The sequence below is a fragment of the Pseudomonas sp. S3_B11 genome (genome assembly GCF_054667715.1).
Window position 1 is genome coordinate 3010773 of sequence record NZ_CP162749.1, and the last position, 17086, is coordinate 3027858.

The window sequence follows — 17086 nt, forward strand, 5'->3', positions numbered from 1 at the left end:
GTGGAACCTCCCGCTTGTTGTGTTTATTCGGTGAGGGTGCCCATGACAGGCACGATGAAACCGGTGGTACAGACAGCTCAGGGATGGGCGTTCGTCAGTTCCACCAGTATTTTTCGGGTTTGCTCGGGATGTTTTTCGATCAGGTCGATGGCGCCAGGCATTTCGTCGAAGCTGACGCGATGGCTGATCAGGTCCTGGACCTGCAACTTGCCACTGGCGATCAGTTCGATCACCCGCGGGAACTTGCGGTTATTGAGCCGCGAGCCCACCAGGGTCAGTTCCTTCTTGATCATTTCCAACTGCACCAGATCACTCGGCGTGGCATTGAACCCCAGCAACCCGATGCGGCCGGCCGGCGAAGCCAGGCGCACCATCTGCGGCATGAGTGCCGGAATGCAGGCGGCATCGACAATCAACGGCACACCTTCACCTTGAGTCAATTCACGCATCGTGGCCTCGACGTCGACTTGCTGGCCGTTGAGGGTCCGGCTGGCGCCCAGCGCCCGCGCCGTCTCCAGGCGGCTGTCGATGACATCGGTCACGGTGATGTCGGTCAATCCCAGCGCCCGGGCCATCTGCACCAGGGTCAGGCCGATCACCCCGGCACCGTAGATCAGCACGCTGTCGCCCGGATGAGGCTGCATCCGATCCAGCACGTTCAAGGCAATGGAGTAAGGCTCGACCAGGGCGCCGTGGCTGAGGGACATCGAATCGGGCAAGCGGTGTGCGTTCTCGGCCGGTACGCACACCTGCTCGCTGAAACCACCGTCACGATGCACGCCGATCACTTGCAGGTGGGTGCAGACATTCGGTCGGCCAATCCGGCAGGGATAACAGGTACCGCAACTGATCACCGGATCGACGCACACTCGGTCACCCACTTGCAGGTGTTCGACACCGTCGCCGACTTGCCGGACCACCCCGGAGAACTCATGGCCGGTGACACGGGGGAAACGCACGAATGCGTTCTGCCCATGAATGATGTGCATGTCCGAGCCACAGATGCCGGCATACGCCACATCGACCTGGACCTCGCCTCGGGCGAGCTGCGGTCGGTCGACCTCGGCCAACCCGAACTCGAAGGGTGCTCTTACCTGGAACGCTTTCATCGGGTCACTCCTGACGGGACATTCGCCCCGTTTGCTCAAAGGGTTAAAAGCGTTTCACCAATGCCACAGCGTGCCGTCTTCAAGACGGTTGACCGGCAGGCTGGCGCGCTTGTAGGGGTATTGGCGGGCAAGGTCTTCATCGATGTCGACGCCATGTCCCGGTGTTTCGCCCGGCGTGAAATGGCCGTCCTCGAAGCGATAGGCATGGGGGAAGACTTCATCGATGCGGTCTTCGTGAGGCATGTGTTCCTGGATGCCGAAGTTGGGCACCCAGGTATCGAAATGCAGCGCCGCGCCCATGCACACCGGTGACAGGTCGGTGGCGCCGTGAAAGCCGGTGCGCACCTGGAACAGCGCGGCGAAATCGGCAATACGCCGCACATGGGTAATGCCGCCGGCATGCACCAGCGTCGTGCGGATGTAGTCGATCAATTGTTCCTGGATCAACTCGCGGCAGTCATGGATGGAGTTGAACACCTCGCCAACGGCCAACGGTGTGGTGGTGTGCTGGCGAATCAGGCGAAAGCTCTGCTGGTTTTCGGCCGGTGTACAGTCTTCCAGCCAGAACAGGTTGTACGGTTCCACGGCCTTGCCCAGGCGCCCGGCTTCGATGGGCGTCAGGCGATGGTGCACGTCGTGGAGGATATGCAGGTCATCGCCAAAGCGTTCGCGCACGGCGGCGAACAACTTGGGGACGTAGTTGAGGTATTTGGCGGTGTCCCAGACGTGTTCGGCGGGCAGGTCGCTGTCGGCCGGCTCATAGCGCTCACCGCTGCGCTTGGCGACGCCGTAGGTGGTGGCAATGCCGGGCACACCGCATTGCACACGCACGGCTTTATAGCCCAGCTCGACGTGACGGGCGACTTCGTCCAGGCACCCTTCGATGTCCTTGCCGGTGGCATGCCCATAGACCATCACCCGCTCGCGGCTCTTGCCACCGAGCAACTGGTACAACGGCATGTTCGCGGCCTTGGCCTTGAGGTCCCAGAGCGCCACGTCGACGGCGGCAATGGCGGTCATGGTCACCGGCCCCCGGCGCCAGTACGCACCGCGATACAGGTACTGCCAGATGTCTTCGATGCGGTGGGCGTCGCGGCCGATCAGCGCGGGCAGCACGTGCTCCTCCAGATAAGCGACCACCGCCAGTTCGCGGCCATTCAACGTCGCATCGCCAATGCCGTAGAGGCCCTCGTCGGTGACGATTTTCAAGGTGACCAGGTTGCGACCCGGGCAGGTCACGATGACGCGCGCTTCAACAATTTTCATAAAGTCAGACCTGTGCAACAGAAGGGAGTGAGGACGTGCCCATGTTCGGCATCGCCGCTTGGGGAATCAGCGCACCTCGGTATTGGACGACCTGGGCAGCCAGGCGATGGCCCCAGCGGGCGGCCTGCTCTGGATCGCCGCCACGCAGGCGACAGGCCAGGTAGGCGGCGTTGAACGAATCACCGGCAGCGGTGGTGTCGATGACATGGACGACGGTTTGCGCGGGTATTTCGAAACGCCCTGTCGGGCACTGGATCAAACAGCTGGCGGCGCCGCGCTTGAGGGCCACTTCGCGGACTCCCGCCTGGGCGTAGGCACTGAACAAGGCCTCCGTGTCGCGATAGCCGAACAGGGCCGCGTCATCTTCCCAGGTGACCAGGGCCAGGTCGGTCATCTGCAACAGGTCGCGGTAGGCCTGCCGGGCCGTTTCAGGATCGGGCCAGAGGTGGGGACGGTAGTTGTTGTCGAAGACGATGCGCGTGCCGGCTCGGCGCGCCAGGTGCAAGGCCTGGATCAGGCGTTGGCGCCCTTCTCGCGTGAGGATCGCCAGGCTGATGCCGCTCAGGTAGACGTAGTCGTAATCAGCCAGTGCTTCGAGCATGACCTCTGCCTTGGGGCCCTCGAACATGCGCCGCGCCGCCGCCTCCCCGCGCCAGTAAAGGAAACGCCGCTCGCCGTGGGGATCGGTCTGGATGAAATACAGCCCCGGCAGCGCGTCTTCGATCACGCGGACATGGGCATCGCCGATCCCTTCGTCCAGCCAGGAGCGGCGCATGGCAACGCTGAACGCATCGCAGCCCACGGCCGTCACGTAGTCCACGGCCACTGCGCCACGCAGATTCAATCGCGCCAGGTAGACCGCGGTGTTGAGCGTATCGCCACCGAAGGTCTGCGTGATCGCGGCACCCGGTTCACCGCGCATCTCGATCATGCATTCCCCCACCAACGCCACCTTCATCGGGCGGGCGAAGCGGGTCTCTGGGCCATGGTTAAGCGTTACATCCATAATCAACGCGCCTTTCTTGTTTTTAAAACGGCGTTTCATTTTTATCTCAAGGCCCGAGTCTAGTCAGATTTGCCGCCTCGTCAAGCAAAAATGAAACAGCGTTTTGTTCTGCTTGCGTATATCCTTGGGTTTTACTTTCACGTTGGAGCCTTCATGGACAACAGCGTCATTCCAAACAACGATCTGGTGTCGGCGGTTGGCCGGACCATGGCCGTGCTCGAGGCACTGGCCGAGCATCCGGAAGAAAGCGGCGTCTCGGAAATCGCCAACAAGCTGGACATGTCCAAGGCCACGGTCTATCGCTTCCTGCAGTCGCTCAAGGCGCGTGGGTATGTGGTGCAGGACGCCGAGGATCGCTATCGCCTCAGCGTCCGGCTGTTTGAACTGGGGGCCCAGGCCCTGCCCCACCTGGACATCGTCCGGGAAGCGGAGCCGGGTATGCGGCGGATCAACGAGCTGACCGGCGAAACCGTCCACCTGGGGATTCTCGACGAAGGCAGCATCGTCTACGTGCACAAGATCGACTCCAAGTACAACCTGCGCATGTACTCGCGCATCGGCCGGCGGGCGCCGTTGTACTGCACCGGCATCGGCAAGGTGCTGATGGCCTGGCTTGAAGAAGAGGAGTTGCTGGCGCACTTGGCGCAGGAAAGCTTCGAGCGTCGCACGGCCAATACCTTGACCAGTGCCGAAGCGTATCTGCAGGAACTGGAGACCGTCCGCCAGCAAGGCTATGCCGAGGACCATGAAGAGTTCGAAGACAACATGCGTTGCCTGGCGGCACCGATCCGCGACCGTTTTGGCCATGTGATCGGCGGGATGAGCGTTTCATTTCCCTGCTTTCGCTTCAGGGAAGAGTTGAAGCAGGACTACGTCAAGCAACTGATGCAAGCCACCCAACAGATCTCAAGCCAGTTGGGCTGGCATGCGCGGTAATACCCATCAGTCAAGCAAAGCCCCTGTGGGAGCGAGCCTGCTCGCGAAGGCGTCGGCAGACCCAACATCATTGCAAACTGATCCACCGCTTTCGCGAGCAGGCTCGCTCCCACAAGGGGTGTGGCGTACGCAAGGTCTGTGAGCAACTCGGTAAAACTGTGGGAGCGAGCTTGCTCGCGAAGGTGTCGGCACACCCAACATCATTGCAGGCTGATCCACCGCTATCGCGAGCAAGCTCGCTCCCACAGGTTTCAACTGGCCGGCATCAGAACCAGGTTTCCATCTGGATGCCGTACTGCCAGACACCGCCGGCGTTGAAGTCAGTCTTGCCGAAGGAATCCGTGGTGCTGTACCGGTCCAGGTCCGACGACCAGTTCATCACGCTGGCGAACAGGCGTAGCTCAGGACGCGTGAGCAGATCGCCCAGGTCAGGCTTGAAGGTCGGGGCGACCGTGAACTTCCAGAAGTTGCCGTCGACCGCATTGCGTTGCAGGTAACCCTTGGGGTCCAGCTTCATGGTTTGCCAGCTCATCTCGTAGGCCATCTCGAAATTGCTGTTGATTTCATTGGCCAACCGCACGTTCAGGGTCATCCAACGGTAGTCGTCGCCCTTGACGTAGCGGTCCTTGCTTTGTTCAGCCAGCAGGCTCGGGCCGATGCGCCAGCCGGACGCTATAGGGGTCTCGCCGTAGAGCGCCAGACGCAGGGCACGAGCATCATCGATCAGCTCGCCATCCGAGCCAACGTTCTTGACCTCAGCCCCCAGGCCCTGCCCATAGAGCAGCGCCGTCTTGAAGAAGCCCTCGCGGCCGAAAAAGTTTTTCTGGTGATTGGCGACCATGCTGTGCAAGCCGGAATCGGCCGGCGTCAGCCCCGCCTCGTTGGTGCGGGTAGCAAAGTCGTTTTTCTTCGAGCCGATGGCGTTGAACATCCACTGCCACTGGCCACCGTCGAAAAACTGGTTGGACGTCAGGATGTAGCTTTCCACATCGGCATTGACGCCACCCTCGCTGAAATCCCCGTAGTTGCGACCGATCAATGAGTAGTTCGAGCGCCAGTCCTTGGTCATCTGTATATCGTAGATGCCGCCACCGGTGCCGGCCAGATAGACGACGTCGGAGTCCAGCCAGTGGATGTCGAAATTGTCCCGATCGAAGCGCTTGCCGGCCCACAGGGTCGAGTTTTCGAACATCGAATTGCCCTTGAATGCCGCGAGGTGATCGAGTTCGGTAAACACCTGGCGCACGTTCAGGTTGCTTTCATCGGCGGTCCAGTCGTTGGAGCTCTCCACACCATCGGCGATGGACACCGTGAACTTGGAGTGGGTGCCGTTCTGCGCGTACTGCTCTTTCGACAGGTCGATGCGCATGTAGGTGTCGTCCTCGTTGCCGAGTCGCCCGACAGCGCCACCCACAGAACCGGCCGGAGTGGTGTACGGACCGCCACGACCACCGCCCAACCCATCATTGATCAGCAACCCGGAGCGAGCATAGCCCTTGAAGCTGAAGCCGTCGGTAAGGTGTGCGCCACTGCCCTGCTTCGCCGTGCTTTGCTGGCTGGCTTCGAGTTTTGCCAGGCGAGCATCGAGCGTGGGGACCGTAGCAGCGGACGCCACCGGTTGTGTGGCGGGCGTGGCGAGTTTGAGTTGCTGCAATTCCCTGGCGAGTGCCTGGGTTTGCTGTTCGGCGGCGGCTGCGCGTTTTTCCGCTGCGCTGGCACGGGCCTCGAACGCGGCCATGCGCTCTTCCAGAGTCGCGGCCTGAGAAGTGGTCGCCGCGGCGCCGAGCACGCCTGCGAGTAGCCAGCTTGATGCTTTCTGCATGTGGATTTTCCCTGTTTTGTTTTTATTGTTCTGTTGCCGCGACCGGTCTTTTTCGCCCAGGTTCTGAATTGTCAAACCAAAGGAAAAAAAGGATGCCTCATCGCAAATACACTGCTACATTTGGCGATGTTAACGTTAACTTTTCTAAAAACAAAAATAAAGAGGGCTTTATGAAACAGCTCAAATCGATCCTTCCAGCGGCACTGCTCGGCCTGTGCGTCGGGTTTCCATCCCTCTCCACAGCCGCCAGCCTGACGATTTCCTGCGGTGCCGTGGGTGCTGAATTGCAACTGTGCAAGGAGGCCGTCGAGGCGTGGTCGAAGCAGACCGGCAACAGCGTCGAAGTGGTTTCCACGCCTAACTCGGCGACCGAGCGGTTGTCGTTCTACCAACAGATCCTCAGTGCGCAATCCAGCGACATCGACATCATCCAGATCGACATGGTGTGGCCGGGGATGCTTGCCAAGCACTTGATGGACCTGCGCGAGGTGCTTCCTGCCAACGCGACCCAAGGTTACTTCCAGGCCCAGGTGGACAACGCCACGGTGAACGGGCGCCTGGTGACCATGCCGTGGTTCACCGACTCGGGGCTGCTGTATTACCGCAAGGACCTGCTCGAGAAGTACAACAAGCCCGTGCCCCAGACCTGGGAAGAAATGACCACGACTGCCAGGGCTGTCCAGCAGGCCGAACGCGATGCCGGGAACGCCAATGCCTGGGGTTATGTATTCCAGGGGCGCGCCTACGAAGGTCTGACGTGTAACGCACTGGAGTGGATCAGCAGCCAGCCGCAAGGCGGGCTGGTCAACGCGCAAGGCAACATCGTGGTCAACAGCCAGGCCTCGAGGGCCGCATTGACCCTGGCCAAAAGCTGGGTGGGAGACATCTCCCCGCGTGGCGTACTCAATTACACCGAGGAAGAAGGACGCGGCGTCTTCCAGTCGGGCAATGCGTTGTTCATGCGTAACTGGCCTTATGTCTGGGCCCTGGTGCAAAGCCAGGACAGCGTCGTGAAGGACAAGGTCGGCGTCGCTCCCCTGCCCCGCGGCGGCGCGACGGGCACCCATGCGTCCACCCTCGGTGGCTGGGGCCTGGCGGTGTCGCGCTACAGCGCCAACCCCAAGCTCGCCGCAGAACTGGTGAGCTACCTGAGCAGCGCCCAACAGCAGAAACACCGCGCCCTGGTGGGTGCCTACAACCCGGTGATCGAGTCGCTCTACCAGGATCCCGAGTTGCTCGCCGCCATGCCGTACTACAGCCAACTGCGCAGCATCCTCAATGATGGGGTCATGCGCCCTGCTTCAATCACCGCCGACCGCTATCCACGGGTCTCCAATGCGTTCTTCGATCAAGTGCACGGCGTGCTGGCGGACGAACGGCCGGTCGATCAGGCGCTGGCCGAACTGGAAAGCGAACTCACGCGCATCAAACGCCGGAACTGGTAAGCCACAAGGAAGGAAATCACCATGTCTGTCTCCACTACACTCGCCCCCGGCGACGACGAGTACCTGCTCACTCGGGAAACGCCGGTACAACGCCGTCGCGTTCGCGCCGCCTGGCTGTTCCTGAGCCCGATGTTGCTATGCCTGGCCCTGGTGGCGGCCTGGCCGCTGCTGCGCACATTCTGGTTCAGCCTGACCGACGCCAGCCTGGCCGACACGGGCGATGCAAGCTTTGTCGGCTTGAGCAATTATCTGTATCACAGCAGCGCCGGCTGGTCGGGCATCCTGGTCGATCCACAGTGGTGGAACGCGGTGCGCAACACCTTGCATTTCACCGTGGTGTCAGTGGGATTGGAAATCGTACTAGGGCTGATGGTGGCGTTGCTGCTGAACGTCAAGTTCACCGGACGCGCGCTGGTGCGGGCGTTGATCCTGATCCCCTGGGCGATCCCGACCATCGTCTCGGCGAAAATCTGGTCATGGATGCTCAACGACCAGTTCGGCATCATCAATCACCTGATGCTCGGCCTCGGTCTGATCGATGCGCCCCTGGCCTGGACAGCCGACGCGGACCTGTCGATGTGGGCAGTGATCATCGTCGACGTCTGGAAGACCGTGCCTTTCGTCACGCTGCTGATGCTGGCGGCCTTGCAGATGTTGCCCAGCGACTGCTACGAAGCCGCCAGGGTCGATGGCATTCACCCGGTGAAAGTATTCTGGTGGGTCACCCTGCCGCTGTTGATGCCGGCACTGCTGGTGGCGGCGATCTTCCGCATCCTCGATTCCTTGCGGGTGTTCGACGTCATCTATGTGCTGACCTCGAACTCATCGAGCACCATGAGCATGTCGGTCTATGCCCGCCAGCACCTGGTGGAATTCCAGGACGTCGGTTACGGCAGCGCCGCTTCGACCTTGCTGTTCCTGGTCGTAGCGGTCATCGCCATGGCTTACCTGTACCTCGGACGCCGTCAGCTGGAGGTTCGCTCATGAGCCCGCGCCTGCTGAAAAAAGCCCTGCTGCGCGCCGGGTTCTGGTGCCTGATCGGGATCTTGCTGCTGTATGCGGTCTTCCCGTTCTACTACGCCATCGTGACGTCGCTGAAGCCGTCCAGCGCATTGTTCCAGGTGAGCTACTGGATCGACAACCCCGACTTCTCCAACTATGCCGCCGTGCTGAGCCAGGCCTCGTTCCTGCGGGCCATCGGCAACTCGCTGGTGGTTGCGCTGAGCGTGGTCGCGCTGGCGTTGTTCCTCAGCCTGACCGCCGCCTATGCCCTGGGCCGCGTGAAGTTTCGCGGACGTGGCGTGGTGTTGATGATGGTCCTGGGCGTCTCGATGTTTCCACAAGTCGCGGTGCTGTCGGGATTGTTCGAAGTGATACGTGCCCTGGGCCTGTACAACACGTCCTGGGCGTTGATCCTGAGCTACACGATTTTCACCCTGCCCTTCACCGTCTGGGTGCTGACCACCTTCATGGGCCAACTGCCTCATGAACTGGAAGAGGCCGCGATCATGGACGGTGCGTCACCTTGGGTCACGCTGACCCGCGTGCTGTTGCCGCTGCTCTGGCCGGCACTGGTCACCACGGGGCTTTTGGCCTTCATCGCCGCCTGGAACGAGTTCCTGTTTGCCCTGACCTTCACCCTGACCGACTCGCAACGCACGGTCCCGGTCGCCATCGCGCTGATTTCCGGCGGCAGCCCACATGAACTGCCTTGGGGCTTGCTGATGGCGGCGTCGGTGCTGGTCACCGTCCCATTGGTGATTCTGGTGCTGATCTTCCAGCGCCGCATCGTTTCCGGCCTCACTGCCGGCGCGTTAAAGGGTTGAGGCCCAACACAGACAAGAAAGGAACAGCATCGTGATCAAGTTGAAGCTGGACAACGTGAACAAACAATTGGGCGGCGCACGCATTCTTCGCGACGTCAGCCTGGAAATCTCGGCGGGTGAATTCGTGGTTTTCGTCGGCCCTTCGGGCTGCGGAAAGTCGACCTTGCTGCGACTGATCGCCGGACTGGATTCGATCTGTGACGGCGACCTGCTGATCGACGGACGCCGGGTCAATGACCTGGAACCGCGCGAGCGTGGCGTCGGCATGGTGTTCCAGTCCTATGCGCTATACCCGCATATGAGCGTCTACGACAACATCAGCTTTGGCCTCAAACTGGCAAAGACCGAAAAGACCAGCCTGCGCGAGCGAGTGCTGAAAACCGCGCAGATCCTGCAGTTGGACAAACTGCTGCAGCGCAAACCACGGGAACTGTCGGGTGGACAGCGCCAGCGGGTGGCCATGGGCCGGGCCATGGCGCGGGAACCGGACATCCTGCTGTTCGACGAGCCGCTGTCCAACCTCGACGCCTCCTTGCGCGTGCAGATGCGCAACGAAATCGCCCGGCTGCATGGACGACTGGGCTCGACCATGATCTACGTGACCCACGACCAGGTTGAAGCGATGACCCTGGCCGACAAGATTGTCGTGCTCAATGGCGGCCGCATCGAGCAGGTCGGCTCGCCACGCGAACTCTATGAGCATCCGGCCAGCCGCTTTGTCGCCGGTTTCCTCGGTTCGCCCAAGATGAACTTTCTGCCGGCGCACCTGCACACCCCAGGTGAAACCAGCCAGATCGACAGCCCTTTATTGGGCATGACGCCCCTTCCCTTCGACAGCGCCCACCTGGCGGCGAACAGCCCATTGACCTTGGGGATTCGCCCGGAACACGTGTCGCTCAAAGCGGCGCAAGGCAGCGCCGGCATCGTCGTGGTCGGGGTCGAATACCTGGGCAGCGAAACCTACGTGCACCTGGAGTCAGGCGAGGATGAACCGTTGATCTGTCGCTGCGAAGTCAACGCCGGATGGCGAGTGGGCGATCGGGTTGAACTGCAACTGGCGTTCGGCAGCGTGCATCTGTTCGACGCGGATGGCACGGCCTTGAGACGCCATCCTGCTGTTATTGAAGTCCTCCCGGAGGACGTCCCGCAGCGCTCGCCAAAAGCAGGCGCCCTATGACTGTGTCTGTGAATGCCATGAATGCACCCATGCCCTCCCCCTTGAACATGCGCAGCAGGCGCTGAGTGAAGGTCAGTCTCGTCTCATCGACGATTATCGACCGGACTATCATCTGGCGCCTGTCGCGGGCTGGATGAACGACCCTAACGGCGTGGTGTTTTTCCGTGGCGAATATCACGTGTTCTACCAGCACCACCCTTTCGATGCCAAATGGGGGCCAATGTATTGGGGGCACGCCAAGAGCGCCGACCTGGTCCATTGGCAGCATCTGCCCCTTGCCCTGGCGCCAGGCGATGACTTCGACCGCCACGGCTGTTTTTCCGGTAGCGCGGTGGTGTGTGGCGACACCCTGGCGCTGATCTACACCGGGCACACCTGGCTGGGAGAAGTGGGTGACGAACGCTTTATCCGCCAGGTCCAGTGCCTGGCCACCAGTGACGACGGCATCCGGTTCGTCAAGCATGGCGCTGTCATCGAGAATGCGCCGCAAGAAACGATCATGCACTTTCGCGACCCCAAGGTCTGGCAGGAGGACGGCTATTGGTACCTGATTGCCGGCGCGCGCCTGGGCGACAAGCCGCTGCTGCCGCTGTACCGCTCCACCGACCTGCACACCTGGGAATTCCTCGACTACGTGTCCAGCGGCAATGAGGGCGATGGCTACATGTGGGAATGCCCGGACCTGTTTCACCTCAACGGGCGCGACGTGCTGCTGTACTCCCCCCAGGGCATGCAAGCCGAAGGTTACGAACGCCTCAACAAGTACCAGACCGGTTATCGCATTGGCCGACTCGACAGCGAATGGCACTTCACCGGCGGGCCGTTCATCGAACTGGATAACGGTCACGACTTCTATGCCGCGCAAACGCTGGAGGCCGCCGATGGTCGGCGCCTGGTGTGGGCTTGGCTGGATATGTGGGAAAGCCCGATGCCGAGCCAGGCTCATCACTGGTGCGGCATGCTCGGCTTGCCCCGCGAGCTTGAACTGCAGGGCGATCGCCTTGGCGTGTTTCCGGCACGGGAACTGACGGCGCTGCGCCAGGCGCCGCTGCCGAGCGTCGCACCGTGGGGCGAGTCGGGCAGCTGCTGGGTGCCGCAAGTGCAGGGCGACAGGATCGAAATCCATGTGCATCTGGATCTGCTCGGCTGCACCGAAGGCCGCCTGGGCGTCGCCTTGCGCTGCAGTGCCGATGAGCAGGAACAAACCCTGCTTTATTACGACGCGTCACTGCAACGCCTGGTGCTCGATCGCAGCCGCTCGGGTGCGCAAGTGAGTGGTCAGCGCAGCGTGTCGATCGAGTCGACGCAAACACAACTGCACCTGCGGGTATTTCTCGATCGCTCGTCCATCGAGGTGTTCGAGGAAAACGGCCGCTTCAGCTTCAGCAGCCGCCTCTATCCGCGGCCCGACAGCCTCGGGGTGAAGCTGTTGGCGAACGGGACTGGCGGGCGCGTCGCCATTCCCAAGGCCTGGCCGCTGGACTCGGGCTGGCTGTGAGTACCGTCATTCGAGTCGCGAGAAGCCTAGGGCCTGTGTCATGATTCTGCGTCAACCTGACTGGCCGCACTTCGCATGACTTCCGTGAAAGACGTTGCACAGCTGGCCGGCGTATCCCTGATGACGGTTTCGCGCGCGCTCAACACGCCGGAAAAACTGAGCCCCGAAACCCTTCAGCGGGTACGTCGCGCCATTGAGGAACTGCAATTCGTACCGAGCCTGTCGGCGCGCAGGATGCGCGGCGACAACCTGCAGGCGCGCACCATTGGTGTGTTCGCACTGGACACCGCGACCACGCCGTTCGCCGTCGAGTTGCTGCTGTCCATCGAACAGACCGCGCAGCAGGCAGGCTGGAACGTCTTCATCCTCAACCTGTTGAGCAACCCGCCCACCGACCAGAACATCGACCTGATGCTGTCGCACCGCCCCGACGGGTTGATCTTCAGTGCCATGGGATTGCGCCAGGTGAGCATTCCCGAGCGACTCAAGAGCAAGCCGCTGGTGCTCGCCAATTGCCTGGCCGATGACAGCCACCTGGTCAGTTATGTGCCGGATGATGAAGCCGGGCAGCATCGAGCCATGCAGCATGCGTTGAGCCAAGGCTATCGGCGCCCGCTGTGTATCAATTTACCGAGGAAGAGTCTTGCCTGGGGCCTGCGCCAGCAAGGCCTGCAACGCGCCTGCCAGGCCGTCGGGCTGGCACCTGAAGCACTCCTGCAGTACGACCTTTCCGATCACGACGCCTACGGTGAAACCGCCGCCATTCTCGACCGGCATATCGTTGACGGCCGTCCGCAATTCGACATCCTGGTCTGCGGCAACGACCGCATCGCCTTTTGCGCCTATCAGCTGTTGCTGGGGCGCGGCCTGAAAATTCCCGACGATGTCGCGGTGCTCGGCTATGACAACATGATCGGCATCGCCGAACTGTTCATCCCGCCACTGACCACGGTACAACTGCCGTACTACGAGATCGGTCGCCAGGCGGCCCGGCACCTGATCGAGAACCTCGAGGTATCGGGTGCCCAGCCGGTGGATTGCCCGCTGGTGGTCAGGGCGTCGCTATAACGCCAATCGGCATCCGGCGCCCTGCCCTCAAGGCTGCTTCGCGGGCGACGGCGGCAGCGCCGCGATGATCCGGGTGCGGCATACCTCGAGGATTTCATCGGCCAGCGCGGAATCGTCCGGGCAGGCACGCGACAACATGATCGCACCGACGGCATGCGCCAACATGTCGAGCATTTTTGCCCTGATCGCTTCCTGCGGCGCGTCTTGCCCGGCCTCGTACCGGCTTTCGAGCGCGGCCAGCGTGTTTTCGATACCGTTGGCAAAGGTAGCCTTCAGTTCGGGCGATTGACGGGCAGCGTCGCCACACAGTGCCGCCATGGTGCAACCACCACCCCGGCCGTCACGGTGATCCCTGGACACGTAAAGATCGACGAAATCAGCCACGTCGATGCCCGCATTGTCGGTCAGCGACTGCGCAAGGCTGCTAGCTGCCGCTTCGGCCATCAAGTCGGCCTTGGAGCCGAAATGCTTGTAGAACCCGCCATGGGTGAAGCCGGCGGCCGCCATCAAGTCCGCCACACCCACGCCGTCAAAGCCTCGCTCGCGAAACAAGACAGAGGCCGTCTCGACGATGTGCTCCCGATTTGCCTGGGCCTGGGCCTTGGTCACCCTCATTTTTCACTCCCTCGTGCTGCTCGAAAATCATGCTCACATCATACATAGATGTCGAACATAATCAAATTCGTTGACAGTTTAGATTTCGGTCATCATCCTAATGAAAAGTCGCGCTCACCTCGCCAGGCTGCACGCGCTCCCTTTATCCAAACCTACGGAAACAAGACGTCATGACCGACCAGATCCTGTTCACGCCCTACACGTTGGGTGATCTCACGCTTTCCAACCGAGTGGTCCTGGCGCCGCTGACACGTAACCGTGCGGGGCAAGGCTTTGTACCGAGCGAGTTCGCTGCCACTTACTACAGCCAGAGAGCGTCGGCAGGCCTGCTGATCTCCGAGGCTTCACAGATTTCCCAGCAAGGACAGGGCTATCAGGACACACCCGGGATCTACACCCAGGCACAGATCGACGGCTGGCGCACGGTCACCGAGGCCGTGCATGCCAAAGGTGGGCGGATTTTCCTGCAACTGTGGCATGTCGGCCGAGTTTCCCACGTCGACCTGCAAGCGAATGGTGCGGCGCCAGTAGCCCCCTCCGCCCTGCGTCCGGCGACCAAGGTCTTCGTCAACAATAGTTTCGAGGACGTTTCCGAACCGCGAGCGCTGGACATCAGCGAGTTGCCCGGGATCGTCAACGATTTTCGCCAGGCAGCGGCGAACGCCATCGCGGCGGGGTTTGACGGCGTGGAGATCCACGGCGCGAACGGCTATCTGCTGGACCAGTTCATCAAGGACGGCGCCAACGTGCGCACCGATGCCTACGGCGGCTCGATTGAAAATCGTGCTCGCCTGCTGCTGGAAGTGACCGCGGCAGTGGTGGACGAAGTCGGCGCCAACCGCACCGGCCTGCGCATCTCGCCGGTCTCGCCGGCCAATGGTGTGTCCAGCAGCGCGCCACAGGCCCAGTTCGACTACCTGGTCGACCAGCTCAACGCCCTCGACATCGTTTACCTGCACGTGGTCGAAGGCGCGACCGGTGGGCCGCGCGACGTTGCGCCCTTCGACTTTGGTGCCTTGCGCCAGCGCTTCAAAAAAACCTACATCGCCAACAACGGCTACGACTTGGACCTGGCCACCTCACGACTCGTCGAGGACAAGGCTGACCTGATCGCCTTCGGCCGGCCGTTCATCGGCAATCCGGACCTGGTGGAGCGGCTCAGAACCGGTTCGCCTTTGTCGGCTTTCAATCCCGCTACCCTCTACGGTGGTGGTGCGACGGGCTACATCGATTATCCAACGCTCGCTGAATCCAGCACGCAGTAACACTGGCCAGACCCGACCGCGCGCCTGAACAACAGCGCGCGACTCGCTCATCAACACCTTGAAGAAGAGAATCTCCATGGACACTCGCACAACTGTTCTCATCACTGGCGCCTCCACCGGTATTGGCGCTGTCTATGCCCAGCGCTTTGCGCAACGTGGACACGATCTCGTCCTGGTGGCCCGCGACAGCGCGCGCCTGCAAGCGCTGGCCGCCAAGCTGCGCAGCGAACACAACGTTGCCGTCGATATTCTCCAGGCCGACCTGACCCAGACCGGCGACCTGACAACCGTCGAAGCCCGGCTGCGCGATGACGCCAACATCGGCATCCTGGTCAATAACGCCGGCGCCGCCCAATCCGGGACCTTCATCGAACAGTCGACCGACAGTGTCGCGCACCTGGTGTCGCTCAATACCACCGCGCTGGTCCGGCTGGCCAGCGCCATCGCCCCACGCCTGGTCAAAGCGGGTGACGGCGCGATCATCAACATCGGCTCCGTCGTTGGCCTGGCACCGGAGTTCGGTATGTCGGTCTACGGCGCGACCAAGGCGTTCGTGCTGTTTCTCTCCCAGGGACTCAGCCTGGAGCTGTCTCCGAAAGGCGTCTACGTACAAGCCGTCCTGCCAGCGGCCACCCGTACCGAGATCTGGGAACGCGCGGGCATCGATATCAACACCCTGAATGAAGTCATGGAAGTCGGTGACCTGGTCGATGCCGCGCTGGTCGGTTTTGATCGTCGCGAGCCGGTGACCATCCCGCCCTTGCATGAAGAAGCACGCTGGGATGCCTTGCAGGCCGCGCGTCAAGGCCTGCTCGGGCAAATCCGGCAGTCCCATGTTGCCGAACGCTATCAAGACCCGGCGTGATCATTGTTTAGCGGGCGCCGGCGCGAAGGACAGCGCCGGTATTTCCGGATGCCGGGCCGGGCGATCACTGCGCCGCATCCCTTATGAGAGCAAAGCACCATGAAGGCATTTTTAATCGACCGCTACGGCAAGCACAGTGGCCGTATCGGCGAGCTACCGGCCCCTGACGTGGGTGACCATGACGTTCTGGTCCGCGTGCAGGCCGCCAGCGTCAATCTGCTGGATTCAAAGATCAGCAAAGGCGAATTCAAACTGATCCTGCCCTACTCATTTCCCTTGGCATTGGGTCATGACTTGGCGGGGGTCGTGGTCCGCGTGGGATCCCGTGTCGAGCAATTCAAGGCGGGCGATGAAGTCTATGCCCGCGCCCCGGATGGGCATATCGGCACCTTCGCCGAGCAGATTTCAGTGAACGAAAATGCCCTGGCCGTGAAACCGGCAAACATCAGCATGGAAGAAGCCGCCGCCCTGCCCTTGGTCGCCCTGACCGCCTGGCAGGTACTGGTTGAAACAGCCCGATTGAAGAAAGGCCAAAAGGTCTTCATCCAGGCCGGCTCAGGTGGCGTCGGCACCCTCGCCATCCAGCTTGCCAAGCACCTCGGCGCCTTCGTTGCGACCACTACCAGCACCGCCAATGTGGCGTGGGTCAAAGCCCTGGGCGCGGACGTTGTCATCGATTACAAGCAACAGGATTTCGCCAACGTTCTGCAGGACTATGACGTCGTGTTGAACAGCCTGGGCGCCGATGAGCTGGAGAAATCGCTGAAGATCCTGAAACCTGGCGGCCAGCTCATCTCCATCTCAGGACCACCCACCCCACAGTTCGCCCGGGCCCAGGGATTTTCCTGGGTGCTGAGACTGATCATGGGCCTGTTGAGCAGCGGTATACGCCGCAAGGCCCGCCAAAAAGGTGTGAGCTACGCCTTCGTGTTCATGCGTGCCAGCGGTTCTCAACTGCGTGAAATCACCACGCTCGTCGAGTCCGGCAGTATCAAGCCGGTGCTTGACCGATCCTTCCCCTTCGAGGCGACAGCCGATGCCCTGAGCTATGTCGAACAAGGACGATCGAAGGGCAAGGTCGTCATCAAGATTCACTCGGGAATGGCTCCTGGAGGAAAGGCGTTGATTTGACCTGCGGGAATGGGTTGACTACCTTGAAACTCACCCATCTCGTTCGACAAGGAGTGT

Annotated in this window: 15 protein-coding genes; 10 read left to right on the top strand and 5 right to left on the bottom strand. The window is 61.5% G+C overall.

Features of this window, described 5'->3' with window-relative positions:
• Positions 1 to 77: 77 nt before the first annotated feature.
• From AB4O22_RS13600 to AB4O22_RS13610, 3 genes are read right to left on the bottom strand one after another with little or no spacing between them, the layout of a single operon-like run.
• The gene (locus AB4O22_RS13600; RefSeq protein ID WP_460096486.1) at positions 78 to 1109 is read right to left on the bottom strand and encodes a Zn-dependent oxidoreductase; all 1032 of its coding nucleotides are present in this window, start codon (positions 1107 to 1109) and stop codon (positions 78 to 80) included.
• A gap of 54 nt (positions 1110 to 1163) precedes the next feature.
• Positions 1164 to 2375 carry a D-mannonate dehydratase ManD gene (gene manD, locus AB4O22_RS13605; protein ID WP_003200855.1) on the bottom strand — a complete coding sequence of 404 codons (1212 nt, stop codon included), beginning with the start codon at positions 2373 to 2375 and terminating at the stop codon, positions 1164 to 1166.
• A gap of 4 nt (positions 2376 to 2379) precedes the next feature.
• The gene (locus AB4O22_RS13610) at positions 2380 to 3381 is read right to left on the bottom strand and encodes a sugar kinase (RefSeq protein ID WP_038856084.1); all 1002 of its coding nucleotides are present in this window, start codon (positions 3379 to 3381) and stop codon (positions 2380 to 2382) included.
• Between the two features lie 153 nt (positions 3382 to 3534).
• Here AB4O22_RS13610 and kdgR point away from each other — a divergent pair, with 153 nt between their 5' ends.
• Positions 3535 to 4317 carry a DNA-binding transcriptional regulator KdgR gene (gene kdgR, locus AB4O22_RS13615; protein ID WP_003200849.1) on the top strand — a complete coding sequence of 261 codons (783 nt, stop codon included), beginning with the start codon at positions 3535 to 3537 and terminating at the stop codon, positions 4315 to 4317.
• Between the two features lie 265 nt (positions 4318 to 4582).
• Here kdgR and AB4O22_RS13620 read toward each other — a convergent pair whose 3' ends face one another.
• Positions 4583 to 6139 carry a carbohydrate porin gene (locus AB4O22_RS13620; RefSeq protein WP_027912344.1) on the bottom strand — a complete coding sequence of 519 codons (1557 nt, stop codon included), beginning with the start codon at positions 6137 to 6139 and terminating at the stop codon, positions 4583 to 4585.
• Between the two features lie 170 nt (positions 6140 to 6309).
• Between AB4O22_RS13620 and AB4O22_RS13625 the strand changes: the two genes are divergently transcribed.
• The 6 genes from AB4O22_RS13625 to AB4O22_RS13650 all read left to right on the top strand — a co-directional run bounded on the left by AB4O22_RS13625 (position 6310) and on the right by AB4O22_RS13650 (position 13153).
• Positions 6310 to 7584, top strand: coding sequence for an ABC transporter substrate-binding protein (locus AB4O22_RS13625; RefSeq protein WP_038858892.1), 1275 nt, complete (start codon positions 6310 to 6312; stop codon positions 7582 to 7584).
• A 21-nt stretch (positions 7585 to 7605) separates the two neighbouring features.
• The gene (locus AB4O22_RS13630) at positions 7606 to 8571 is read left to right on the top strand and encodes a carbohydrate ABC transporter permease (protein ID WP_038858891.1); all 966 of its coding nucleotides are present in this window, start codon (positions 7606 to 7608) and stop codon (positions 8569 to 8571) included.
• Positions 8568 to 9410 (top strand): carbohydrate ABC transporter permease, encoded by an 843-nt coding sequence (locus AB4O22_RS13635; protein WP_038858890.1) that lies wholly within the window; start codon positions 8568 to 8570, stop codon positions 9408 to 9410. Before AB4O22_RS13630 ends, AB4O22_RS13635 begins: the two co-directional genes overlap by 4 nt.
• A 31-nt stretch (positions 9411 to 9441) precedes the next feature.
• Positions 9442 to 10587 (top strand): ABC transporter ATP-binding protein, encoded by a 1146-nt coding sequence (locus AB4O22_RS13640; RefSeq protein WP_027912346.1) that lies wholly within the window; start codon positions 9442 to 9444, stop codon positions 10585 to 10587.
• A gap of 133 nt (positions 10588 to 10720) precedes the next feature.
• Positions 10721 to 12085, top strand: coding sequence for a glycoside hydrolase family 32 protein (locus tag AB4O22_RS13645; protein ID WP_460096487.1), 1365 nt, complete (start codon positions 10721 to 10723; stop codon positions 12083 to 12085).
• A gap of 75 nt (positions 12086 to 12160) precedes the next feature.
• Positions 12161 to 13153 carry a LacI family DNA-binding transcriptional regulator gene (locus tag AB4O22_RS13650; RefSeq protein ID WP_460096489.1) on the top strand — a complete coding sequence of 331 codons (993 nt, stop codon included), beginning with the start codon at positions 12161 to 12163 and terminating at the stop codon, positions 13151 to 13153.
• 27 nt (positions 13154 to 13180) lie between these two features.
• Here AB4O22_RS13650 and AB4O22_RS13655 read toward each other — a convergent pair whose 3' ends face one another.
• Entirely contained in the window at positions 13181 to 13768 is a 588-nt protein-coding gene (locus AB4O22_RS13655; RefSeq protein ID WP_100264163.1) for a TetR/AcrR family transcriptional regulator, read from the bottom strand.
• 170 nt (positions 13769 to 13938) lie between these two features.
• Between AB4O22_RS13655 and AB4O22_RS13660 the strand changes: the two genes are divergently transcribed.
• The 3 genes from AB4O22_RS13660 (at position 13939) to AB4O22_RS13670 (ending at position 17029) form a co-directional block, all read left to right on the top strand.
• A complete protein-coding gene (locus tag AB4O22_RS13660) occupies positions 13939 to 15033 on the top strand; it encodes an alkene reductase (RefSeq protein ID WP_460096491.1) in 1095 nt (364 codons plus the stop codon).
• Between the two features lie 76 nt (positions 15034 to 15109).
• The gene (locus AB4O22_RS13665; protein ID WP_460096492.1) at positions 15110 to 15898 is read left to right on the top strand and encodes an SDR family NAD(P)-dependent oxidoreductase; all 789 of its coding nucleotides are present in this window, start codon (positions 15110 to 15112) and stop codon (positions 15896 to 15898) included.
• A 99-nt stretch (positions 15899 to 15997) separates the two neighbouring features.
• Positions 15998 to 17029, top strand: a complete 1032-nt coding sequence (locus tag AB4O22_RS13670) for an NADP-dependent oxidoreductase (RefSeq protein WP_053162371.1) — start codon at positions 15998 to 16000, stop codon at positions 17027 to 17029.
• The last annotated feature ends 57 nt before the right edge of the window (positions 17030 to 17086 follow it).

Bases quoted from the DNA above. Each gene is read 5' to 3' on its own strand.
- AB4O22_RS13650 (WP_460096489.1), top strand. From the start codon at position 12,161: ATGACTTCCGTGAAAGACGTTGCACAGCTGGCCGGCGTATCCCTGATG.
- AB4O22_RS13670 (WP_053162371.1), top strand. From the start codon at position 15,998: ATGAAGGCATTTTTAATCGACCGCTACGGCAAGCACAGTGGCCGTATC.
- AB4O22_RS13660 (WP_460096491.1), top strand. From the start codon at position 13,939: ATGACCGACCAGATCCTGTTCACGCCCTACACGTTGGGTGATCTCACG.
- AB4O22_RS13655 (WP_100264163.1), bottom strand. From the start codon at position 13,768: ATGAGGGTGACCAAGGCCCAGGCCCAGGCAAATCGGGAGCACATCGTC.
- kdgR (WP_003200849.1), top strand. From the start codon at position 3,535: ATGGACAACAGCGTCATTCCAAACAACGATCTGGTGTCGGCGGTTGGC.
- AB4O22_RS13600 (WP_460096486.1), bottom strand. From the start codon at position 1,109: ATGAAAGCGTTCCAGGTAAGAGCACCCTTCGAGTTCGGGTTGGCCGAG.
- manD (WP_003200855.1), bottom strand. From the start codon at position 2,375: ATGAAAATTGTTGAAGCGCGCGTCATCGTGACCTGCCCGGGTCGCAAC.
- AB4O22_RS13625 (WP_038858892.1), top strand. From the start codon at position 6,310: ATGAAACAGCTCAAATCGATCCTTCCAGCGGCACTGCTCGGCCTGTGC.
- AB4O22_RS13620 (WP_027912344.1), bottom strand. From the start codon at position 6,139: ATGCAGAAAGCATCAAGCTGGCTACTCGCAGGCGTGCTCGGCGCCGCG.
- AB4O22_RS13610 (WP_038856084.1), bottom strand. From the start codon at position 3,381: ATGGATGTAACGCTTAACCATGGCCCAGAGACCCGCTTCGCCCGCCCG.
- AB4O22_RS13665 (WP_460096492.1), top strand. From the start codon at position 15,110: ATGGACACTCGCACAACTGTTCTCATCACTGGCGCCTCCACCGGTATT.
- AB4O22_RS13635 (WP_038858890.1), top strand. From the start codon at position 8,568: ATGAGCCCGCGCCTGCTGAAAAAAGCCCTGCTGCGCGCCGGGTTCTGG.
- AB4O22_RS13645 (WP_460096487.1), top strand. From the start codon at position 10,721: ATGAACGACCCTAACGGCGTGGTGTTTTTCCGTGGCGAATATCACGTG.
- AB4O22_RS13630 (WP_038858891.1), top strand. From the start codon at position 7,606: ATGTCTGTCTCCACTACACTCGCCCCCGGCGACGACGAGTACCTGCTC.